The sequence below is a fragment of the Arthrobacter sp. ISL-85 genome (genome assembly GCF_018613675.1).
Taxonomy (GTDB): domain Bacteria; phylum Actinomycetota; class Actinomycetes; order Actinomycetales; family Micrococcaceae; genus Arthrobacter.
In genome coordinates this window covers 24,011-41,572 of the sequence record NZ_JAGGPQ010000031.1, presented here as the reverse complement: position 1 = coordinate 41,572, position 17,562 = coordinate 24,011, and the positions used below count along the sequence as shown (strand labels likewise).

16 protein-coding genes and 1 pseudogene are annotated in these 17,562 nt (G+C 64.1%); 9 read left to right on the top strand and 8 right to left on the bottom strand.

Annotated features, from left to right (window positions below; genetic code table 11):
• Positions 1-25 precede the first annotated feature (25 nt).
• Positions 26-1,021: a hypothetical protein gene (locus J7I84_RS20560; protein ID WP_214946372.1), complete on the bottom strand. Its 996-nt coding sequence runs from the start codon at positions 1,019-1,021 to the stop codon at positions 26-28.
• A 399-nt stretch (positions 1,022-1,420) separates the two neighbouring features.
• Here J7I84_RS20560 and J7I84_RS20555 point away from each other — a divergent pair, with 399 nt between their 5' ends.
• Positions 1,421-2,095: a DUF1345 domain-containing protein gene (locus tag J7I84_RS20555; protein WP_214946371.1), complete on the top strand. Its 675-nt coding sequence runs from the start codon at positions 1,421-1,423 to the stop codon at positions 2,093-2,095.
• 27 nt (positions 2,096-2,122) lie between these two features.
• On the opposite strand, the gene J7I84_RS20550 is transcribed toward J7I84_RS20555, so the two are convergent.
• Positions 2,123-2,821 carry a hypothetical protein gene (locus J7I84_RS20550; protein WP_214946370.1) on the bottom strand — a complete coding sequence of 233 codons (699 nt, stop codon included), beginning with the start codon at positions 2,819-2,821 and terminating at the stop codon, positions 2,123-2,125.
• Positions 2,822-3,042: 221 nt separating this feature from the next.
• Between J7I84_RS20550 and J7I84_RS20545 the strand changes: the two genes are divergently transcribed.
• The 4 genes from J7I84_RS20545 (at position 3,043) to J7I84_RS20530 (ending at position 4,832) form a co-directional block, all read left to right on the top strand.
• A complete protein-coding gene (locus J7I84_RS20545) occupies positions 3,043-3,264 on the top strand; it encodes a hypothetical protein (protein WP_214946369.1) in 222 nt (73 codons plus the stop codon).
• Between the two features lie 78 nt (positions 3,265-3,342).
• Entirely contained in the window at positions 3,343-3,489 is a 147-nt protein-coding gene (locus J7I84_RS20540) for a lmo0937 family membrane protein (RefSeq protein ID WP_110543403.1), read from the top strand.
• 372 nt (positions 3,490-3,861) lie between these two features.
• Positions 3,862-4,062, top strand: coding sequence for a hypothetical protein (locus tag J7I84_RS20535; RefSeq protein WP_214946368.1), 201 nt, complete (start codon positions 3,862-3,864; stop codon positions 4,060-4,062).
• 155 nt (positions 4,063-4,217) lie between these two features.
• Positions 4,218-4,832 carry a carbonic anhydrase gene (locus J7I84_RS20530; RefSeq protein WP_311381183.1) on the top strand — a complete coding sequence of 205 codons (615 nt, stop codon included), beginning with the start codon at positions 4,218-4,220 and terminating at the stop codon, positions 4,830-4,832.
• Between the two features lie 115 nt (positions 4,833-4,947).
• On the opposite strand, the gene J7I84_RS20525 is transcribed toward J7I84_RS20530, so the two are convergent.
• Together J7I84_RS20525 and J7I84_RS20520 are read right to left on the bottom strand one after the other, a co-directional pair.
• Entirely contained in the window at positions 4,948-7,659 is a 2,712-nt protein-coding gene (locus tag J7I84_RS20525; RefSeq protein ID WP_214946366.1) for an alkaline phosphatase family protein, read from the bottom strand.
• 256 nt (positions 7,660-7,915) lie between these two features.
• Positions 7,916-8,266, bottom strand: a complete 351-nt coding sequence (locus J7I84_RS20520) for a PASTA domain-containing protein (RefSeq protein WP_214946365.1) — start codon at positions 8,264-8,266, stop codon at positions 7,916-7,918.
• A gap of 341 nt (positions 8,267-8,607) precedes the next feature.
• On the opposite strand from J7I84_RS20520, the gene J7I84_RS20515 reads away from it, so the two are divergent.
• Positions 8,608-9,096 carry a potassium channel family protein gene (locus tag J7I84_RS20515; RefSeq protein WP_251046892.1) on the top strand — a complete coding sequence of 163 codons (489 nt, stop codon included), beginning with the start codon at positions 8,608-8,610 and terminating at the stop codon, positions 9,094-9,096.
• A 205-nt stretch (positions 9,097-9,301) separates the two neighbouring features.
• Here J7I84_RS20515 and J7I84_RS20510 read toward each other — a convergent pair whose 3' ends face one another.
• A complete protein-coding gene (locus J7I84_RS20510; RefSeq protein WP_214946364.1) occupies positions 9,302-10,807 on the bottom strand; it encodes a DUF2254 domain-containing protein in 1,506 nt (501 codons plus the stop codon).
• A 270-nt stretch (positions 10,808-11,077) separates the two neighbouring features.
• Between J7I84_RS20510 and J7I84_RS21670 the strand changes: the two are divergent.
• Positions 11,078-11,302: pseudogene (locus J7I84_RS21670) on the top strand (DUF4913 domain-containing protein); the annotation flags it as partial.
• Positions 11,303-11,344: 42 nt separating this feature from the next.
• Here the strand turns inward: J7I84_RS21670 and J7I84_RS20500 are convergent.
• Complete coding sequence (locus J7I84_RS20500) at positions 11,345-11,641, bottom strand: hypothetical protein (RefSeq protein ID WP_214946363.1); 297 nt, start codon at positions 11,639-11,641, stop codon at positions 11,345-11,347.
• Between the two features lie 532 nt (positions 11,642-12,173).
• On the opposite strand from J7I84_RS20500, the gene J7I84_RS20495 reads away from it, so the two are divergent.
• Entirely contained in the window at positions 12,174-13,445 is a 1,272-nt protein-coding gene (locus J7I84_RS20495) for a hypothetical protein (RefSeq protein ID WP_251046891.1), read from the top strand.
• Between the two features lie 554 nt (positions 13,446-13,999).
• On the top strand, positions 14,000-15,253 hold the full coding sequence (locus tag J7I84_RS20490) for a polysaccharide deacetylase family protein (protein ID WP_251046890.1): 1,254 nt from the start codon (positions 14,000-14,002) through the stop codon (positions 15,251-15,253).
• Positions 15,254-15,330: 77 nt separating this feature from the next.
• On the opposite strand, the gene J7I84_RS20485 is transcribed toward J7I84_RS20490, so the two are convergent.
• Together J7I84_RS20485 and J7I84_RS20480 are read right to left on the bottom strand one after the other, a co-directional pair.
• Positions 15,331-15,522: a hypothetical protein gene (locus tag J7I84_RS20485; protein ID WP_214946361.1), complete on the bottom strand. Its 192-nt coding sequence runs from the start codon at positions 15,520-15,522 to the stop codon at positions 15,331-15,333.
• A gap of 339 nt (positions 15,523-15,861) precedes the next feature.
• Positions 15,862-16,728, bottom strand: a complete 867-nt coding sequence (locus J7I84_RS20480; RefSeq protein ID WP_214946360.1) for an alkaline phosphatase family protein — start codon at positions 16,726-16,728, stop codon at positions 15,862-15,864.
• Positions 16,729-17,562: the final 834 nt, after the last annotated feature.

Here is a 17,562-nt window from a genome sequence, read left to right as displayed (position 1 = left end):
GTGTCGGAAGGCTGTGGCGCTTTCCCTAGGTCTTTGGGCTCGGCTGTGCCGCGATATTCCTGTAAAGGTCCGAATCGAACGTCGTATGGCCATGGTCGTCGGTGACATAAACCTCGAAAGTGAAGGTGGTGTCGTCGTGGTCCAGTGTGAACTCGATGGTGGGGTTCTGAACGGAAATTGTCCCCTCTGAGATGATGCGCCCGTACTTCTGCTCCGGACCTGTAAGGTCCGACCCGTGCTGGGAGGGGTCACGGATGAAGTATCGGACTGTGTACTGCCCTGACGGCAGCGGCCGCAGGGTAGGGAAGAAGGTGAAGTCTCTCGTTCCGGGCTGGAACTCCTTGGCGCGCCACTGGTAGCTGGTGACGGCTGGTGTGAGGTCGTCGTCGAGGTCACGGATGCCGGCGCGGTTCGTTTGGGCGTCGGCGCTGCGGCTTAGCCCAAGGGCCTTGGAAGCTGGTGCTAGCCCGAACCCGAGCCCCAGTCCCAGTGCGATCGAGACCAGGGGGAGGAGGATGGCTACCAGGCGCGCGCGTCGCAGCAGGCTGGTCCGCACTGATTGCCGGTGCCTCACGAGTACGTCCGGCACAGCGCCGGTGAAGACGGCTCTCGAATAGGGGCTACTGGTCGAACGTGCCCACGCCTCGATAAAGGCCGCGCGGGGAGGCGGGCTGGCTTCCGTGCCGCCGACCGGGTTCCAATAGGACAGGAACGGCAACGGTATGTCCCGGAGCCGGTCGCGGGCGTCCCTCACGGTGAAGGTCGGCACCATCCGGTACTGGGGGCCTCCACGGCCCGGGTAGCGGTGCAGGTAGGGATGGAAGTCTTCCAGCTGGGCCCGCTCGACCCGCGTCCGCGTGATGAAGGCTGTTGTCACAATTGCCGCATCCGGGGTGAGGATCACCCACTCCCCGGCATACCAAAGCAGGAAGGCGCCAGAGATCGCCGAGACGATCGCCGCTCCCACGATAAGACCCTCAACCCGGGACGGAATGAGCGTGCTGTCGCTCTCGTTGACCATGATTGAACCAGGGACCGCCGCAACGGCGACTACGAGGAGACCCAGGGCCAAGGTAGCAGCCGCCCAGGGCGGCATGCGTAAGGCACGGATTCGCGACGGCAGTTTATCCTCGCGGAACTGATCGCCCGCGCTCGGAACAAACATCCCTACCCCCTGTTTCGCTCGGCCTCCACAGGAGAATGAAGAGCCGAACATTTTCGCGGGCGTGGCCCTCATGACTCTGGCGACGTGCTCATCGTACGGTCTGGAAAACCCAGAGGGTGCCTCTTGAGCCTTTCTTTGTCGAGAACTTCGGCACCTTGCTTTTCGTGAGATTTCCCGCCAGGTACGACAGGTTATTCATGAGGGCGCGCCGCCCCGGACAGCAGACTCCCAACTTCGCAGTGGAATGATCAATCCATGAGCACAACAAAGACGTCAGGCGGGCGTTCTGCCCGCTTCAACACACCGGCCCATCACTCCCGATTGCGGGTCGTCGCAATGCTCGTCATCGGACTGGGCGTGGCCCTGGCAGTAGGGGCCCTGAAGTCCTGGGCCTACGCGCCGGCCATGGGCTGGGCCGCCGCCTCGCTGACCTACCTCATCTGGGTGTGGTCCGTCATCGGGCGGCTGCAGCCGGAGGCGACTGCGGCACATGCACTCCGGGAAGATCCGGGCAAGGGCCCTGCCGACATACTGGTTCTCACTGCCACCATCGCCAGCTTCGCTGGTGTGGCCCTGATCCTGCTTGATGCTGCCGACGCCCAGGGCGGAACAAAGGCGGCGATCATCGCTATGGCCCTCGGCAGCGTGGCGCTGTCCTGGTTCCTCGTCCACACACTCTTCACCCTCCGCTACGCCTCCATCTACTACCGGGACAAAGCCGGCGTGGACTTCAACGAGGACAAGCAGCCCCGCTACATGGACTTCGCCTACCTGGCCTTCACCGTCGGCATGACCTTCCAGGTCTCGGACACCGACCTGAAGACGGACGCGATCCGCACGACGGTGCTGCGGCAGGCGCTGCTGTCCTACCTGCTGGGCACGATCGTCCTGGCGACGACCATCAACCTCGTGGCCGGCCTGATCCACTAAGGCAACGCCAGGGGCCCAGGCCGGCTCTCAGCTGCGGAGCGCGGCGACGGCTACTGCGGCTTCCTGAATGCTGGCCCAGCCGCGCTGTCCGGCCGCGGCGGTGGCCGGCGACAGGACCGTCCCCTTGTTCTGCAGGATGGCCACGAGAGTCGCATTGACGACGTCTTCGCGCAGTTCGGCCAGCCAGGGGCCGCGGAGGTTCGGCATGACCGGGACGCGGGCGCGGATGGTCAGGAAGTGCCCGCCGACAACGGCGGCAACCAGGCAGACGGCACCCACAATGAGCAGCTTCAGAACATCGGTCTGGTTGGTGGCCACGATGAATGCCGGCGGAGCGGTCAGGGCGATGATGAGGCCCAGGCGCAGGGCCAGGGTCCCGCGGACGCTGCCGGACGCTTTGCGGCGCGCCATGAGGCTGGCGAGCTGCTTGTCGCGGACAGCCTGGGCCTTCATCCGCCACTGCCGCTGGGAGCCCAGGTGCAGCTTGACCAGGGCCTCCGGGTTCTGGTCACGCATTAGGGCGACTGCCGTGTCCGTGGTGTCCGCCCACGCGCTGGTCAATCGCTTGTCGATGGCGGCGGCCATCTCGTCCAGGCCGAGCCGGGCGGCCCCTTCTGCTGCTTCTTCGACCCTGACCCCGGCGGTGGGTGCCGGCTGATCGGCGGGTGTATCTGTCCGGTGCCCGTAACGTGGCGAGCCGTCGGCGAGGGGGTATGCGTTGCTCATGATGATCCCCATAAATAATGGCCCGGTGCTGACCGGGCTGGGCGGCGCTGCCCGGAACCATTGTGAGGTTCCCGGCAGCTCGGCGAAAATTCCGCTGCTTTCATTACGTCCCTGAGTGCCCGGCGGCGTAATAGGGGTGGCCGCGCGCAGCGACAGGCGGCCATCTATCTCTATGTGTACGGCCGGGCAGCAATCCAGCTCCGTCCGCGCACAGTGCTTCCATGGACACAACAGCTCCGAAGCTCACCGACCTTGTCCTGGCTACCCGCACGATCTCTGAACAAGGTGGTGCCTGCCCGTTCCAGGCTGAGGGAACCATCCTGGGCCAGCATTTCTATTTCCGCTTCCGCAACGACTACGCCTCGCTCACTGTCAACCGGCAGCGTCCACCGTCCCTGGCCGGTAGACGAAGAATCGGTCAAGCTCCAGCCTTACGGCTTTGACGTGTCGTAGGCTGAGCGCACCATACGGACAGCGGGCGGGGAGCAGTATTCCATCCGCGGTGAACGAAGGAGATATTCATGTTGCTTTGGATCGCCATCATTATCGCCGTTCTTTGGCTGCTCGGCCTGTTGGCCAACATCGGCGGGGGACTCATTCACATCCTGCTGGTAGTGGCCGTGATAGTCCTGATCATCCACTTCGTCCGCGGCAGGTCCCGCGTCTGACCAACATCGACACGAAACCTGCGGGACAAGGAAGAGGGGAAGGCCAATCCGGCCTTCCCCTCTTTTTGTCTACTCGGTGCCTATCGGCCGAGCAACCGTCCCAGCAGTGGCTTCTTAGCCTGTTTCGGGGCGGCTGCCTGTCTTGCATCGTCCTGAGACACTTCTGGCATGACCAATCGCCAGTTCCCCTTCAGCCCAAAAACCAGTAGAGGCTTGCAGCAGGGCGACATCATTGCTGTTCCTTGTGAGGGAGGCCGTTGGGCCTGTCTTCAGGTCGTTGAGATCAAGCGCGAAGGAGTTGGTGCCCGATCTACCTTCCTAGTTGGGCCGCTGCCTTGGAGTGGGGCAGAGCCACCGACGGAAGGAGATGTGATGGGACTCGCAGTCACTGAGCAAGCGCTCACACGGATTGAGCTTTTCACGGAGGGAGGTCTGCAAGTCGTCGCGAACACCCAACTTGTGCCGACCGTCTACGCGCCGAACTACCGGGACTTTGAGGTTGGTACGAGGCACCGCGTGTGGGGATGGAAGGCAGCAATCCGCAAGGCAACAGCAGCGGCGGATGCCCCCTGAAAGTCGGCGTCCTGCCTGGTCCACGACGGGCCCGGATGGAGCCAGGGCAAGTCCCGGTAGAGATCGGCGCCTTGAGCCAGCCCCAGGAAACTGCAGGCTGCGTGCGAGGCTGTCCGCCCATGAGGGATGCCTTCCCGTCCTATAAAGTAAGCAGGGTGACTAACAGCATCAGTCCGGCCCAAGCATGGCAGCGCCTGCTTGATGGCAACGAGCGTTTCGTGTCCGGCGCCGCCCAGCACCCGAACCAGGGTGCCGCGAGGCGCAGCGAGCTGGTCGACACGCAGAACCCGTTCGCGGTCATCTTCGGCTGCTCCGACTCCCGTCTGGCCGCAGAGATCATCTTCGATCTCGGTCTCGGCGACGCCTTCGTGGTCCGCACGGCCGGCCATGTCCTCGACGACGCCGTCCTCGGCTCACTCGAATACAGCGTTTCGGTGCTCAACGTCCCGCTCATCGTCGTCCTCGGCCACGACAACTGCGGCGCCGTCACCGCCACCAAGGAGGCACTGGAAACCGGGGAGATGCCCCAACGCTTCATCCGCGACCTGGTCGAACGGATTACTCCGTCGGTGCTTAGTTCGCAGCGGGACGGCAGGGCAGAGATCAACGATATGGTCGTCGACCATGCCAGGCTGACGGCCGAGCGGCTACTGGAAAGCTCCCCGGTAATCGCCGCCGCCGTGCACAACTCCTCCACTGCCGTGGTCGGTGTCGCGTACCGGCTCGCAGAAGGCCGCGCGCAGCTCGTCACTGATCCCGCCCTGCTTTAGGGCCGGTCGTCCCGGCATCTGGAACGACGCACGCGGAGGGCTCCTGAAGAAGTACAGGCCCCCGTCTCCTGTAGGGAGGCCGGGGGCCTGCGCTTTACCGGTTCGTTCTGGTTGCTCAGCCGTCGGTGTCGGTCGTGGAGGCGTTGGCGGGTGCCTGGGCCGTTCCTGCTCCGACTTCGTCGGGGGTGAGGATCTTGTCTTCACCGGGGTAGGGCTGGGTGAAGTTGTGAGCGGCGTACCAGTCGGCGTGGTTCAGCTGGGCCGGGTTGGCGCGGTCAGGGCCCTTCCAGTCCTGCTTCTTTGACCAGTCCGCCCATGACTGGGCGGCAGGCTGCGCGGCCGCTGGAGCCGAGGCCGCGGCTGACCCATTGAGGGTGTCCAGCGGGATCTGGTTGGACACTGCGGTGTAGGGGGTGGTGTCGGTCTTATCGGTGAAAGCATCGAACATCGGCTGAGCGGCGAGGTCCATCTGGGTCATCGGGGGCAGGGCGAGGATCTGCTCGATGGTCCTTACGATGTTCAGCTGGGTGTAGTAGTTGTCCACCACGGCGCCCTTCTTGGCGAAGGGGCTCCAGACCAGGGCCGGCTGGCGGTGCCCGTCGACGTGGTCCACGCCGGCCTGGCTGTCATCTTCCATGACGAACACGGCCGAGTCCTTGCCGTACTTGGAGTGGGAGATGCCGTCGATGATCCTGCCTACGGCAAGGTCATTGTCCGCGACCATCGCTGAGGGTGTGGGCTGGGACGGGTCGGTGCCGGCGGTGTGGTCGGCCGGGAGCGTCATGACGTTCAGCTGGGGCAGGTTGTTGTCCGTTTCGGCCTGCTTCAGGTCCTTGAGGAACACGTCGGCACGGTACTGGTCCGGGACCTGGAGCTGGAACCCGGGAAATGCCGGGTTGAGGATCTTCTCCAGGGAGGGCACGTCCGTGGAGGCGTGGTACTGGTCCGCCGGGATGGTGGCCGGCTGTCCGGCTTCCTGGGCTTTGGTGTTCTGGAACCACTGGATCCAGGTGTGGCTGTCGTCCTTGCCCGCGTTATCGGTCCACTTGTTGGTGTATTCGCCCCAGTCTTTGGCGCTCACGCCGTGGCGTGCGGCGTTGTCCCAGAGGAACCCGGTGGCGCTGTAGGCCATCGCGTCGCCGCCGTTGTAGGGGTAGCTGCGGTCGTAGTTGCCGATCGAGCGGGTGAGGTATTCGTCCACGGTCGCCTGGGTGAGCCACTGGTGGCCGTCCGCGGACATGGTCCCGGAGGAGTACGTGTTATCCAGCAGGGGACCGGCGGTGGAGGCCAGTGCGTGGTGGTTCGGGGTGGTGGTGCCACCGAACTGCGCCAGTGCCGGGTCGCCGTTGCCGCGTTTGTCGTCGCCGAGGACCTGGTCGTAGGTGCGGTTCTCTTTCACGATCATGAAGACGTGCTTGATCTGTGAGGGGTCACCGTCACGGCGGGGAATGGCGACAGGGGCCTTGCCCTGGTCCGGGTTCTTCTTCAAATCGGCCAGGGCCTGGTCCCACTGGTTGTTGGCCCAGACCTGCTTGGTCATCTCCGGCAGTTGTTCCGGGGTCGGGGTCGGTATGGTGCTGACCAGGCCCAGGTCGGAGTACACGGTGTGGCCCCCGTTCGCTCCGGGTGCGCCGAGGGAACCTTCGCCCTTCTGGGAGGCGACCACGACCTGGCCGAGCGGCTTGTCGTACTGGACGCTTCCGGGGTACCAGCCGGTGGGGATCAGGCCCTGGAAGGACGCCGGGGTTGCCTGGTCCTTGAACTCGTAGACGGCGACGGCGTTGGCCTGGCCGAGAGCCACGGCCAGGTGGGTGTCATCGAGCATCGTCAGCGAGCTCGGGGAACTGCTGGCCGGCGCCCCGGGGAGGGGGTTGACGTTGATGGTCTGCCCGACCTTCCCGGTCTTGGCATCGATGACCGAGACGGTGTCGGAGTTGGAGTTGGCAACGAAGACGTTGTCGCCGTGGACCAGCAGCGCGGAGGGGGCCAGTCCGGTGTCATAGCTGCGGACGACGGTGCCGGTAGCGGGGTCGACCTCGGAGACCGTACCGGTGGAGGGGGACCCGTCCTCCTTGTTGGTCACGATGTCCGTGCCGTAGGAGGTGTTGGTTTTGTCCCCGGGCTGGGCTGGCCGGCCGCCCTGGTTGGCGACGAAGGCGTGCCCGTCCTCGACCACGACGTCACGGGGTGCGTTGCCGACCGGGACCTGGCGGATCAGGGCTCCCGTCTCGGCGTCCAGTACGGCGAGCATGTTGGTGCCGTTGAGTGTGGCCAGAATCTGCTTGCCGTCGGGGCCGAAAGCCAGACCGGCAGGGATCGGGTCTTTCCCGTCCGCGCCGGGCAGCGCTACGCCGACCGGGTTGGACAGCGTGCCGTCCGCGGCCACGGCGAATTTGGTCAGGCCCTTGGTGTGGGCGGCCCAGAGTGTCTTCCCGTCCTGGGAGTAGAGAAGCCCACCGTAGGACGAGGAGCCGTTGCCCGCTGCAGCCGGTGGAGAGGCCTGCTGGATGACTTTGTGGTTGACCAGGTGGGTGACGGTGAACTGACCGCTACCATCCCAGGTCTCGTTGACGGCGGTCTTGCCGTCCGGGGCCACGGCCATGCTCATCGGCCGGCCGCTCTGTTCGACGGCGGTGCCGGCCGGGGTGATCTTCTGGTTCGTTGCGGTCAGGACCGATCCGTCCGCCTGGCGGCCGATCAAGGCATTCCCCCAACCGGTCTGTGTGGCGGCATACGCGGCACCGCCCGCCATGACGACGGCCAGAGCCGCTGCCGGGACGGCCACGCTTTTGCGCATCCGTCTGTTCTTATTTTTGTTCTCACTCATGACTGCTTCTTCCCTCAACCAGGATGGCGCGAGTGGTATTTGCACACTCGTATGGTCACCGGAGTGTCCCCCGACGGCATGAGGAACGAATCAATCCACAACTGGACAGCACCCCCGGCTGCTACAGCCTTATGGTCTGACCTTACGAAGACGTAAGCGAAGCGTGAACAGGGGTGTAACGAATGGGGCCCGCCAGGCAGGAGTGGCTGGCGTGGCCCATGAAAGCCTATTGCGGAGGTGCTGGAGCGCAGCCTGACTACCGCCCGGAGGGGGCGGGGGAGGCCGCCTCGGCGACGGTCAGCCGTATGGTGCTGCCTGTTTTCACCTCGGTGCCGGCCGCCGGGTCCTGGCCGGTCACCGTCCAGTTCGCCGCCACGAGGACCTTCTTGCCATCCCCGGACACCGCCTCGTGCTTCAGCTTCAGCTGGTCCAGGGCGTGCTCGACGTCGTCGAGCTTGTCTCCCACAAAGCTCTCCAGGACCACCTTTTCCGGTGAGGCCGCCGCCGGCGGTGACACGGGCGGCGGAGCCGACGGACCGGATCCCGGCTGGGCGCTGCAGCCCGTCAGGCCCATAACCACGGCCAGCACCACGCACGTTTTACGCATAGCCAAAGCCTAAAGGGATCACCCGCGGCACCTCGGGATTGAGATGTCCGGCCCTTTTCCCGGATTACCGACGCCCTAGACTTCAAAAATGAGTCAGCAGGATTGGAACCGTCGTTCGGAATGGCCGTTGACCGTTGCGTCGCTGATCTTTTTGGCGGCTTACTCCGCCCAAGTCATCGCCAACACAGAATCCCTCATCGTCGAGGTTCTCATCTGGGTGACCTGGGCGGTGTTCGTCATCGATTACCTGGTCAACCTGGCTCTGGCGCCGCAGCGCGGGGCGCTGGTTCGTCAGGAATCTTCACGAGCTCGCCATCGTGGCCCTGCCTGCACTGCGGCCCTTGCGGTTGCTACGGTTGGTCACCTTGCTCCGGGTCCTGCACCGCTTCGGCGGCAATGCCCTCCGCGGCCGGGTGCTCACGTACGTGCTCGGCGCGGCCGCGCTGCTGATCTACGCCGGGGCCCTGGCCGTCCTGGACGTCGAAGAGAACGCCCCCGGCTCCAACCTGACGACCTTCGGTGATGCGATCTGGTGGGCCCTGACGACCATCACCACCGTCGGCTACGGCGACCACTACCCGGTCACCGTGCTGGGCCGCTGCGTCGCTGCCGGCCTCATGATCGGCGGCGTCGCCGTCCTGGGCGTGGTGACCGCCTCGGTCGCCTCCTGGATGGTGGAGACTGTGGCCGAGGAAACGCAGGCCGAACTGGACGCCGCCGAGGCGCCCGTCCAACAGGAACTCCAGAGACTCACCGCACAAGTGCTGCATCTGGCCGCTTTGCTGGAGGGCAGGATGTCGAAGGACGACGGTCGCATCCGGGAGGAGTGACCGGGGGCCGGGCGGCGTCTCATGAACTTCTAGGTAAGAAGAAGCGGGTGCCCGCCCGGCGGTAGGGAGTGTGGAAATAACGGTGTATCCGGTTCGACACGGCGGGCGGTAAGCCTGGCGGGGGGAGGAGCCCGATTCGGTGGGGACGGAACGTTGCGGTCCGCGGTCGTGCCGACCTGCCAGCAAGACTTTGCGGTGCCTGTTGCTAGGGGGCGTCCGTCGTACCGCTCGGGACGTCGAAAGACTCGAGGATGCGTGTGCCCTCCGCGAGAAGGGGCTCGCGATCGGCTGGCTGGGGCACGAGCCGGGTCACATCGTTCAGGAGGGTTTCTACGTACTGGCGTACGACGGCGCGGTGGGGCGCGCTGGCGAACCACACGAGATCGCTGCACACCCGCAGCAGAGCCCGGACGACACGAGGCTCGTTTGCGCCGTATCGGCGCACCTGTCCAAGGGCCAGATCCACGAGATAGGCGAAATCGCGTGCCGGGACGTGCAGCCTTACGACGCCTTGCCCGTCTGTTACGGCCCGCGGGCCGTGTTGCCGGAGTGAGAGGGCCGCGAGGATCGAGCCGAGATGGTCCACCGCTTGGTTCGCCGTGTACGGGTCATTGATCGCGGGGGAGAGGGCCTTGGATGCTATGTCGGCGAGTTGCCTGATCCCGAAGGCAACGTCCTGCTCAAGGGTCCGTTCGTAACCGATTCGGACGCTCTGTGCGAGTGCCTGCCGCAGTTCGGCGCTGGCATCGGGCGCAAGTGAACCGACGCCGTCGTCCGTACCCTTCCACACCCAGGCGAGCGGCGCCCCGGCGATAACGTGTCGGCCGATCATAGGCACCATCCGGGCGGTGAGGTCCCGGCGCGCGAGTGCCCCGATGAACGCCTCGACGTGGAACGCCTGAATGTAACCTGACCGCGGCGCAGGGAGAGCCGCGGCACCTTTTGGGGGGTTGGGCATGCGAATAGCGGGATCGCCCGGGACGAACGAGCGCTCGATCATCCTGAGTGTCGCGCTCTGGACGTTTTTCATTACTTGGTCCACCTGGATCGAATGCGACAGGTGGTGGACGAAGAAGACGAGCATGACCATGCTCACGAAGAGCAGCAGCAGTGCGCCGCTTACTGCGAGGCGCGGGTAGTTCTCGGTGCGCTGGCCGGCTGCGATCCCTACTGTGTACAGGCCCGCCGTGCTGTAGGCGAACGTCGCGACGAACGCGCTTAGGGTTAACTGGTTGGGAATGTCGCGGAGGAAGTTCCGCAGCAGCCGCGGGCTGAACTGCGTCGACGCGAGCTGCAGGGCGACCACCGTGAGCCCGAGGACCAGGGCGATAACCGTGACCATCGTGCTCGCGATACTGATGAGCAGATTCCGGGCGTCGTCGGACGTTCCTTGGAACAGGAGGATCGCGAGTGGCGACCCCGCGTCCAGCTGCACCGCGGACAGGCTCGCCCCCGCGATGATCGCGAGGACGACGGCGCACGTCGGCATGGCCCACAGGGCACTCGCAAGGTACTCACGAACGGCATCACGCCTCACACCTGAAACTCTCAGGCCACGGCGCTCGCCAGTCAAGGTCAACGCAGCCAAGTTATCGGGGCCATCCGGACCGAACAGCGCTTCCTGCGGAACCAGCAGCTGCAGCTTCGGGGCAGTTCCTGCTCGCTCTGCGGACAGTCCTTCCGCCAAAGCTACTTGTCGCGCGCATATCAAGCCTCGGTCCTTCTGTTCAGGGAAGCGGCGGCGCCATCGTCCTGGCATCCGGCGTCCCCGCCGCCCTCGTCCGGACCATGCCTTGGTACACAGGGCCGCACAAGGACGCAGTGGAAGCGTCCATCAAGAAATACAGCCCGCAGCCGGAGGACGAACCAGTACCGGTGGCAGCGGCGCCGGCCGCAAATCCATGGGTCACCTGGGGGAGCAGGGCATGACGATCGATATCGGCCGCTTCGGTAAAGCTCCCAGCTCGGACGTAGAGGACGCCGGGTGGAAGTGCTGTGGCGGGCGTGGGAACATCTAAGGCTGGACGGAGCCACCGGCACCAGTGTCTGGTTCAAAGACCACGCAGACCACCATATGAGTGTGCTCTTGGACCCGCGCGGGCCGTTCTACAAATGCGATATGCAAAAGCATCGCGACCCTGAACACTTGGAGCCTAGGAAGGCCCCGGCCGGATGGTTTCCGGATGTGCGGACTATTCCTGCCTGACAGGGATGGTCGCAGCCAAACAAAAATCAGGGCTGGAACACGTTAATGTTCCAGCCCTGATTTTTGGTTTTTGGCTCTAATGAGCGGCTTCGTATTTTTCCACGATGTTGCCTGACCAACGGAAAGAATTCTGGACCAGGGCGTTTGGCGTGTGAGACGGCGGGGATTCAAGGCCACGAGCGGAATCAGGAGGCCCAGCCCGACGACGACAACGGTGTAGCGAAATCCCGGCAGGAATGTCGTCGGCAGCGTCCCGTACAGGCCCAGTGCGGCAAGGAGGCCAAAGACGGCCGGCCAGCGATGCTCCGCAGCGTTCGGCTTCCCATTGTCGATGATCACGAATAGGACTCTAGGCGCCGCTGTTTCGTTCCGTGGAGATGTTGAGCCGTCCTTAAGGTTCCTTTCAGGGTTCTCCTGCACCATGACTCACGGCCCCTGCACTCGGAGGTCCGCTGGTAGACAACAACTCAGGGAAGGACAAAGATATGAGCTTCCAAGACCTCAAAACCAGGAGAAGATCCCCCTAGGAACTGCAGGGCATTGCCGCCTTGGCCGCCGTCGCCTTGGGGCGCTGAAATCCGCAACACCCACGCCCGTTGCCCGCCACTCACAGACGCTCCGAGGCCAATGAAGGCACCAGATCCCGTCGACGCTGGCAGCCCAGGGAATCCCGGAACGAATGAATAGACCGGCGGCGCTGCCGACGCCGTTGACGTCCCGGGGCACCGGCCGAGGCGGCCGCGATGGAGTTGGCCGAGAGCCGGAGCCGGACTGCAATGCGGGCGCCCAGGCGACTGCATACAATGAGGAATTTCCAACCAAGATGCATTTTCAGCAGTTCCGCCAAGTGTCGATAGGAAGCGTGAGATTTATGGGCACCCCTGAGATGACGTCCCTGCGCTCGACCAGTCCGTGGCTGAGCAAGGTCCCCGAGATCACAATCTGGTTCTGGATTATCAAGATCCTCTGCACCACGGTGGGTGAGACGTTCGCAGACTTCGTCAACGTCGAACTCGGAGTCGGACTAGCCCCCACGGCAATCATCTTCACCGTAATCACTGCCGTCGTGCTCACGGTTCAGATGCGTCTCCGGCGCTACGTCCCGGGTGCGTACTGGCTAACAGTCGTCGCGATGAGCATCACCGGAACCCTCTACACTGACCTCCTCAGCGACCAGGCCGGTGTGCCCCTTTGGGTCAGCGCCGGCGTGTTCTCGGTGCTACTCGCCCTGGTCTTCGCTATCTGGTTCAACAAAGAACGAACCCTCTCCATCCACAGCATCGTCACCAGGCCCCGTGAGGCCTTCTACTGGCTCGCCGTTCTGGTGACCTTCGCTCTGGGTACGGGCTTGGGTGACTGGACGCTTGAGCTCACCGGATGGGGACCTGGCGTCTCGGTCCTACTGCCCCTGGTCCTGATTGGCGTCGTTACCGCCCTCTGGCGGTTCGGCGCCAACCCAGTACTAGCCTTCTGGATCGCCTACATCCTCACCCGCCCCCTCGGGGCGAATATCGGCGACTGGCTCGGCCTCATACCCGCCGAAGGCGGGGTGGGTCTTGGCACCCTTCTAACAAGCATCATCTTCCTCGCCGCGATCCTCGCCACCGTCGTATACCTATCCATCAGCAAAACCGACGTCATCGAACACGTATCCGGCAAGACAACACCGGAAGCGTCGCCCGCCCGCCAGCGGACCGCTCTGGGCATCCTCGCTGCGGTCGCGGCCGCTACAATCGCGCTCCTCGCCTACACCAGCAGCCTCCCGCACGCCAGCGCTCTCGCCGAAAAGGCCAACGCCCCAAGCTGTGGCCCCGGTTCCGCCAAGTTGACACCGTCGGAGGCCCAACAGGCGGCCCAAGCACACTTCCCCTCCTCGAACATCGCCGAGTTCCGAACCATTGCCTCCGACACCCTCGCACTCGTAAACAAGGGTGACCAGGCCGCAGCAGCGGCCCGCGCCACCGATCTGGAGACAGCCTGGGACAACAACCAAGCTGCGCTCAACGCCGCGGACTGCGCTGCGTGGACCTATATCGATAAAGAAATCGATCCCGTCCTGTCAGCCGTCCGGTCACGCACTCCCAACCAGGCGACAGAACAGAAAGCCCTCACCACCCTGCTCACCACCCTCGGAGGCGCCTAACCACCGCCAAAGCTAAGATCACAGCTGTTGGACCCTTGATGTCCCCGCACACCTCGGCCAAGATGTCAGCAGCCGGCGTTACCGATAAGGACCAGAGACCGAGGCACCGTGCCGTCAGCAACACCCCCTGGACCGCATTGGGGCCGCACTCGAACAGGGTCACACATAGCCTGGACGACCAAACTGTCCACCCATGGGGTGCCGCGGACGTCACGGTCGGTCCCGTCTATTGCCGTGGAGTGTCAGTTTCACAGTAAGCTCCGTTCGGGGCCCAGACTAGTCCAGGGCCTATTGAGTCAACGCCGAGGAGTTGTTTGGGTTTGACGGGGCAGAGCCCCTGGCGGGGGAGGGTTACTGCCTCTTCGCTGGCAACCGTGGCCTGGTTATGTGCCACTGCCCTCTTGTGCGCAGGCGACGGAGTGTTCGGGTCCCCTGCCTCTTGGGCCCGTCCCCAACCCGCCGTGACGGTGAGCCAACCAACTACCCCGCTGGTGCTCCCGCCAGCCTTTCTGGCTGCGCATCAACCTCCTGCCAACGTTCCAGGCGGCTACACGATGTCCTTGACCGCTGTTGTGGGAGGACGCCAGGTCAGGGCGTCATGGACGTACCTGGATGGCCTGCCAGGATTGAACTCGCACGTGGATGCCTGGCTGCTCGCCACCCTGGACAAAGCGGTTGCAGCGGCCAGCCCCTACGGTGGCCGCTACCGTCCGGGGATGGCCTTGAATGCTTCACCGTCTCAAGTCCCTTCCCTCACCGTCACGGCCGAGCCCGTGCTGGCCGGTGGAACCGTGGTTTTGTTCCGGGAGAAAGCCAGGGATACCGGCGCGGACGGCAAAATTACGGAGAGTTCTGAAACTTTCACCGTCGACACGGTTTCAGGAGAAGTGCGGCGTGCTGTTGAGCTGTTGCGGCCTGAGGCCCTGGACGGGATCCGCTCACGCGTCAGTGGGGTTCCGGCCGACATCGCCGCGCCCGCTGCGAAGCAGCCCGCACCAACCGACGTGGTCCTGGGACCGGCCGGAGAGCTTCAGGTCGCCACGGTACAAGGGCCATCGCGTCGGGCGGGGATAACAACCATCCCTGCCTCGGATGCCGAGGCGATGCTCAACGATGCGGGCCGCAAAGTACTGGCACAACTACGGTCCCCTGCAGTCACGCTCCCGGCTACCGCACCGGCGCTCCGGCACGTCAATTGCGACCTGGTCCCGTGCGCGGCCCTGACTTACGACGACGGCCCGGACGCCAAGACAACGCCCCAACTCCTGACCATTCTGCAAGACCAGAACGCACAGGCGACCTTCTTCATGACTGGGGCCAACGCTGCCGCCCACCCGGCGACAGCCCGGCAGGTTGCCGACGCCGGGCACGCCATCGGCAACCACACCTACAGCCACCCTTACCTGACCAAACTCACCCCCGCAGCGGTCAAGAGCGAAATGGACCGCACAGATGCCGCGATCCGGGCCGCTACCGGCTCGTCGCCGCCGCTGATGCGCCCCCCGTACGGGGCGGCAGACGCCATGGTGCAGGCCGCCGTCGGCAAACCCCTGATCATCTGGGCCGTCGACTCCCTTGACTGGCAAAGCAAAAACCCCGCACTGTTTGTGCCCAAAGTACTGAGGGAGATCACACCCGGCGCGGTGGTTCTCATGCACGACGTGGATCCGACCACCATCGCAGGCCAGCAGGAACTGGTCACCAGCCTGCAAACGCAGGGCTACCAGCTCGTGACCGTGCCGCAGCTTTTCGAGGGAACACCGCTGCTGCCCGGTCATGTCTACCGCTCACGGCCAGAACGTAAATAGTCAGCGAACAGGTGGACTGTTGCTTCACCCCTGTCACCCTCCGCCTTGGCGGTACCGTATTTCGCCAAGGCGGACGGCTACTTGGCGGCGGCGCCGTCGGTCGCCGCTGTGAGGCCAGGGTCTGACTGCCCGCCGGTTCCATTCACTGCGCTCCTTCGCTCCGCTGTCGCTGGCGTCTGGCTTGGAACAGCGTTGGTGGCTTTTTCCAAGGATGCGCGGGTCAGAGGCACCGCAACAGCGGAAATAACGCTCAGGATGAAGGCCGTCACGGGAGGAACGTAATCAATGCCTTAGGCGTGGGGCGGAAAGGACGACGCGGGAAATGAGGCCGGACGTGGCTGCAAGGCTATGTACGCCCGTAGGGCGCGGCAGACCTATAAGACAGCACGGTCATTGAACCGCAGCCGCGTGAATGGAGGGGGAGTCTCTTGGCCCGACATGCGATGATCACACCTGCACACGGGACGGTCACTGGAGGTCTCTCAGTAGGTCCACGGCCGGCGTCGTTCCCGCTGACGGCGGGCAGATCGACTGCCCGGATGCTTCCGGTGCCTGCGAGCCAGCACATGTCCGGCTCCGAAGGGTCGGCCACGCGGGGGACTTTCATTTTAGTAGCCGAAGGCGCTCCGCATGGACGGTGCGGTGGCCGCGTTGCCCAAATGGTTGGTGATACCCAGGACGTCCTCGGTGTCACGGAGCATCGAGTAGTGGTTGAACGCTGTACCTGACGTTGTCCCAGCCGGAATGGTCGGCGCGATCACGGCTGTAGCCACGGCCTGGGTGGAGGGGATAGTAGTGAAGTCCTCCGGCTCATCCCAGGTCACGTACACCAGTACGGTACCTGCCTTGTAGGCCGCGCTGTTGGTGATCTTCGGAATCCAGCGCTGCAGGAACAGGTCGCCAGGTCCGGGGTCAACTTCGCCGCCGCAGGAGGAGCATCCGCCGTCATCGGTTGGCCCGAGGGTTGCAAAGGCTGGCAGGGTGTCGGAATCCAGGGCGGTGGCCAGGGGTGAATTGGTCACGTCCGTGGTGTCGGTGACCAAGTTCGGGCTTCCGACCGGAACATCCCAGTTGGCGCAGTCCGCAGCGATATTCGAATAGTAGTTCGCGGCCTCATGGTGTGCCGTGTAGATCAGGTTGGAGCTGTCGTTGTGGTCACAGTTGAAAGGCATCCCGAAGGCGTAATTCCGCCACTGCCGCCCGGACTGCTTGACCTGATTGTAGATGTTGTCCGCACTCAACACGTCCGATGAGTCCGCGCTGATGCCTTGGGTCGAGCCGGAGGTCATGGCAATGTAATTGGGCAGGGACGGGTGCAGTTCGGTCGTGAAGTTGGTGGCGAGTCCGCAGTTCTTCACCACGGTGCCATTGAAGTACGGCATCTTCTGCTGGGCGTGCTGCAGAGTCAGGTTCTCAAAGGCGATCCAGATGACGTGCTGGTACTGTACCGGCGCCGGTCCGGTTGCCCCGCACATACCATTGGCGGGCTGCGGTGGCGGGGCGGGTGTCGGCGTAGAGGGCGCTGTCGCTTCGCTGCTCTGCCTCTGGGCAGTTGGGGCCGGACCTGTAGGCTGTACCGGTCCCGCCTGCGGTTGGCAGGCCGAAACCGTGACCAGAGCTAGGAGCAGTAGCCCAACGGCAGGGGCGCGCACATGAGAGATTCCTGTGCCGGCCCCGGGCCTGGCTTGAAAGGAAAACATCAGCTGCTGTGCTCCGTTCACCCCAGAGGACTATTAGCCGACCAGGATTTCGCGTCTAGAAAGGACTTGAAGCCAGCCGCGTACTGGCCGTTCTGACACTGTGACATACCGGATCTGCGCGGGGAAGCTTATAGGCTGCGATTTCGTCGCGGACTTCTGGACCCGCAAGAACACCAGCAGGGCGGGCCTAAATGCACCACTGTCCCTTCGGCCGTCAAGACGGCCGCTCAGACGGTAACTACGTCGGATCCGCCAGTCATCTGTGAGGTTACCAGCAGCCTTCGGCTGTCACAGATTGTGCTGGGTGCCGCGTTCGCGCCACGGCCCGGCCCCATTCACCTGTCGAGGGAGCCGTTCTGCCGAGACGCGGGGCTTGAACCACCAGTAAGTTGCTGGCTCCAGTAGCGGCCGTGTGGCAGTTTATGCCCGGCTGGATTGTCGGGAAAGGGAGGGCTCGGTGAGCCTCTGCTCTATCGAGCATGTGGATGTGATTCACTCACAGCGCCATCTTCCTACGTTTATCCGTCATGGCCGACTGAAGAGTCGATCCTGACGCTCTTTCAGGACCAGTACGCCCGACAATTTCAAAGAGCCGATAGTGGAGATTCC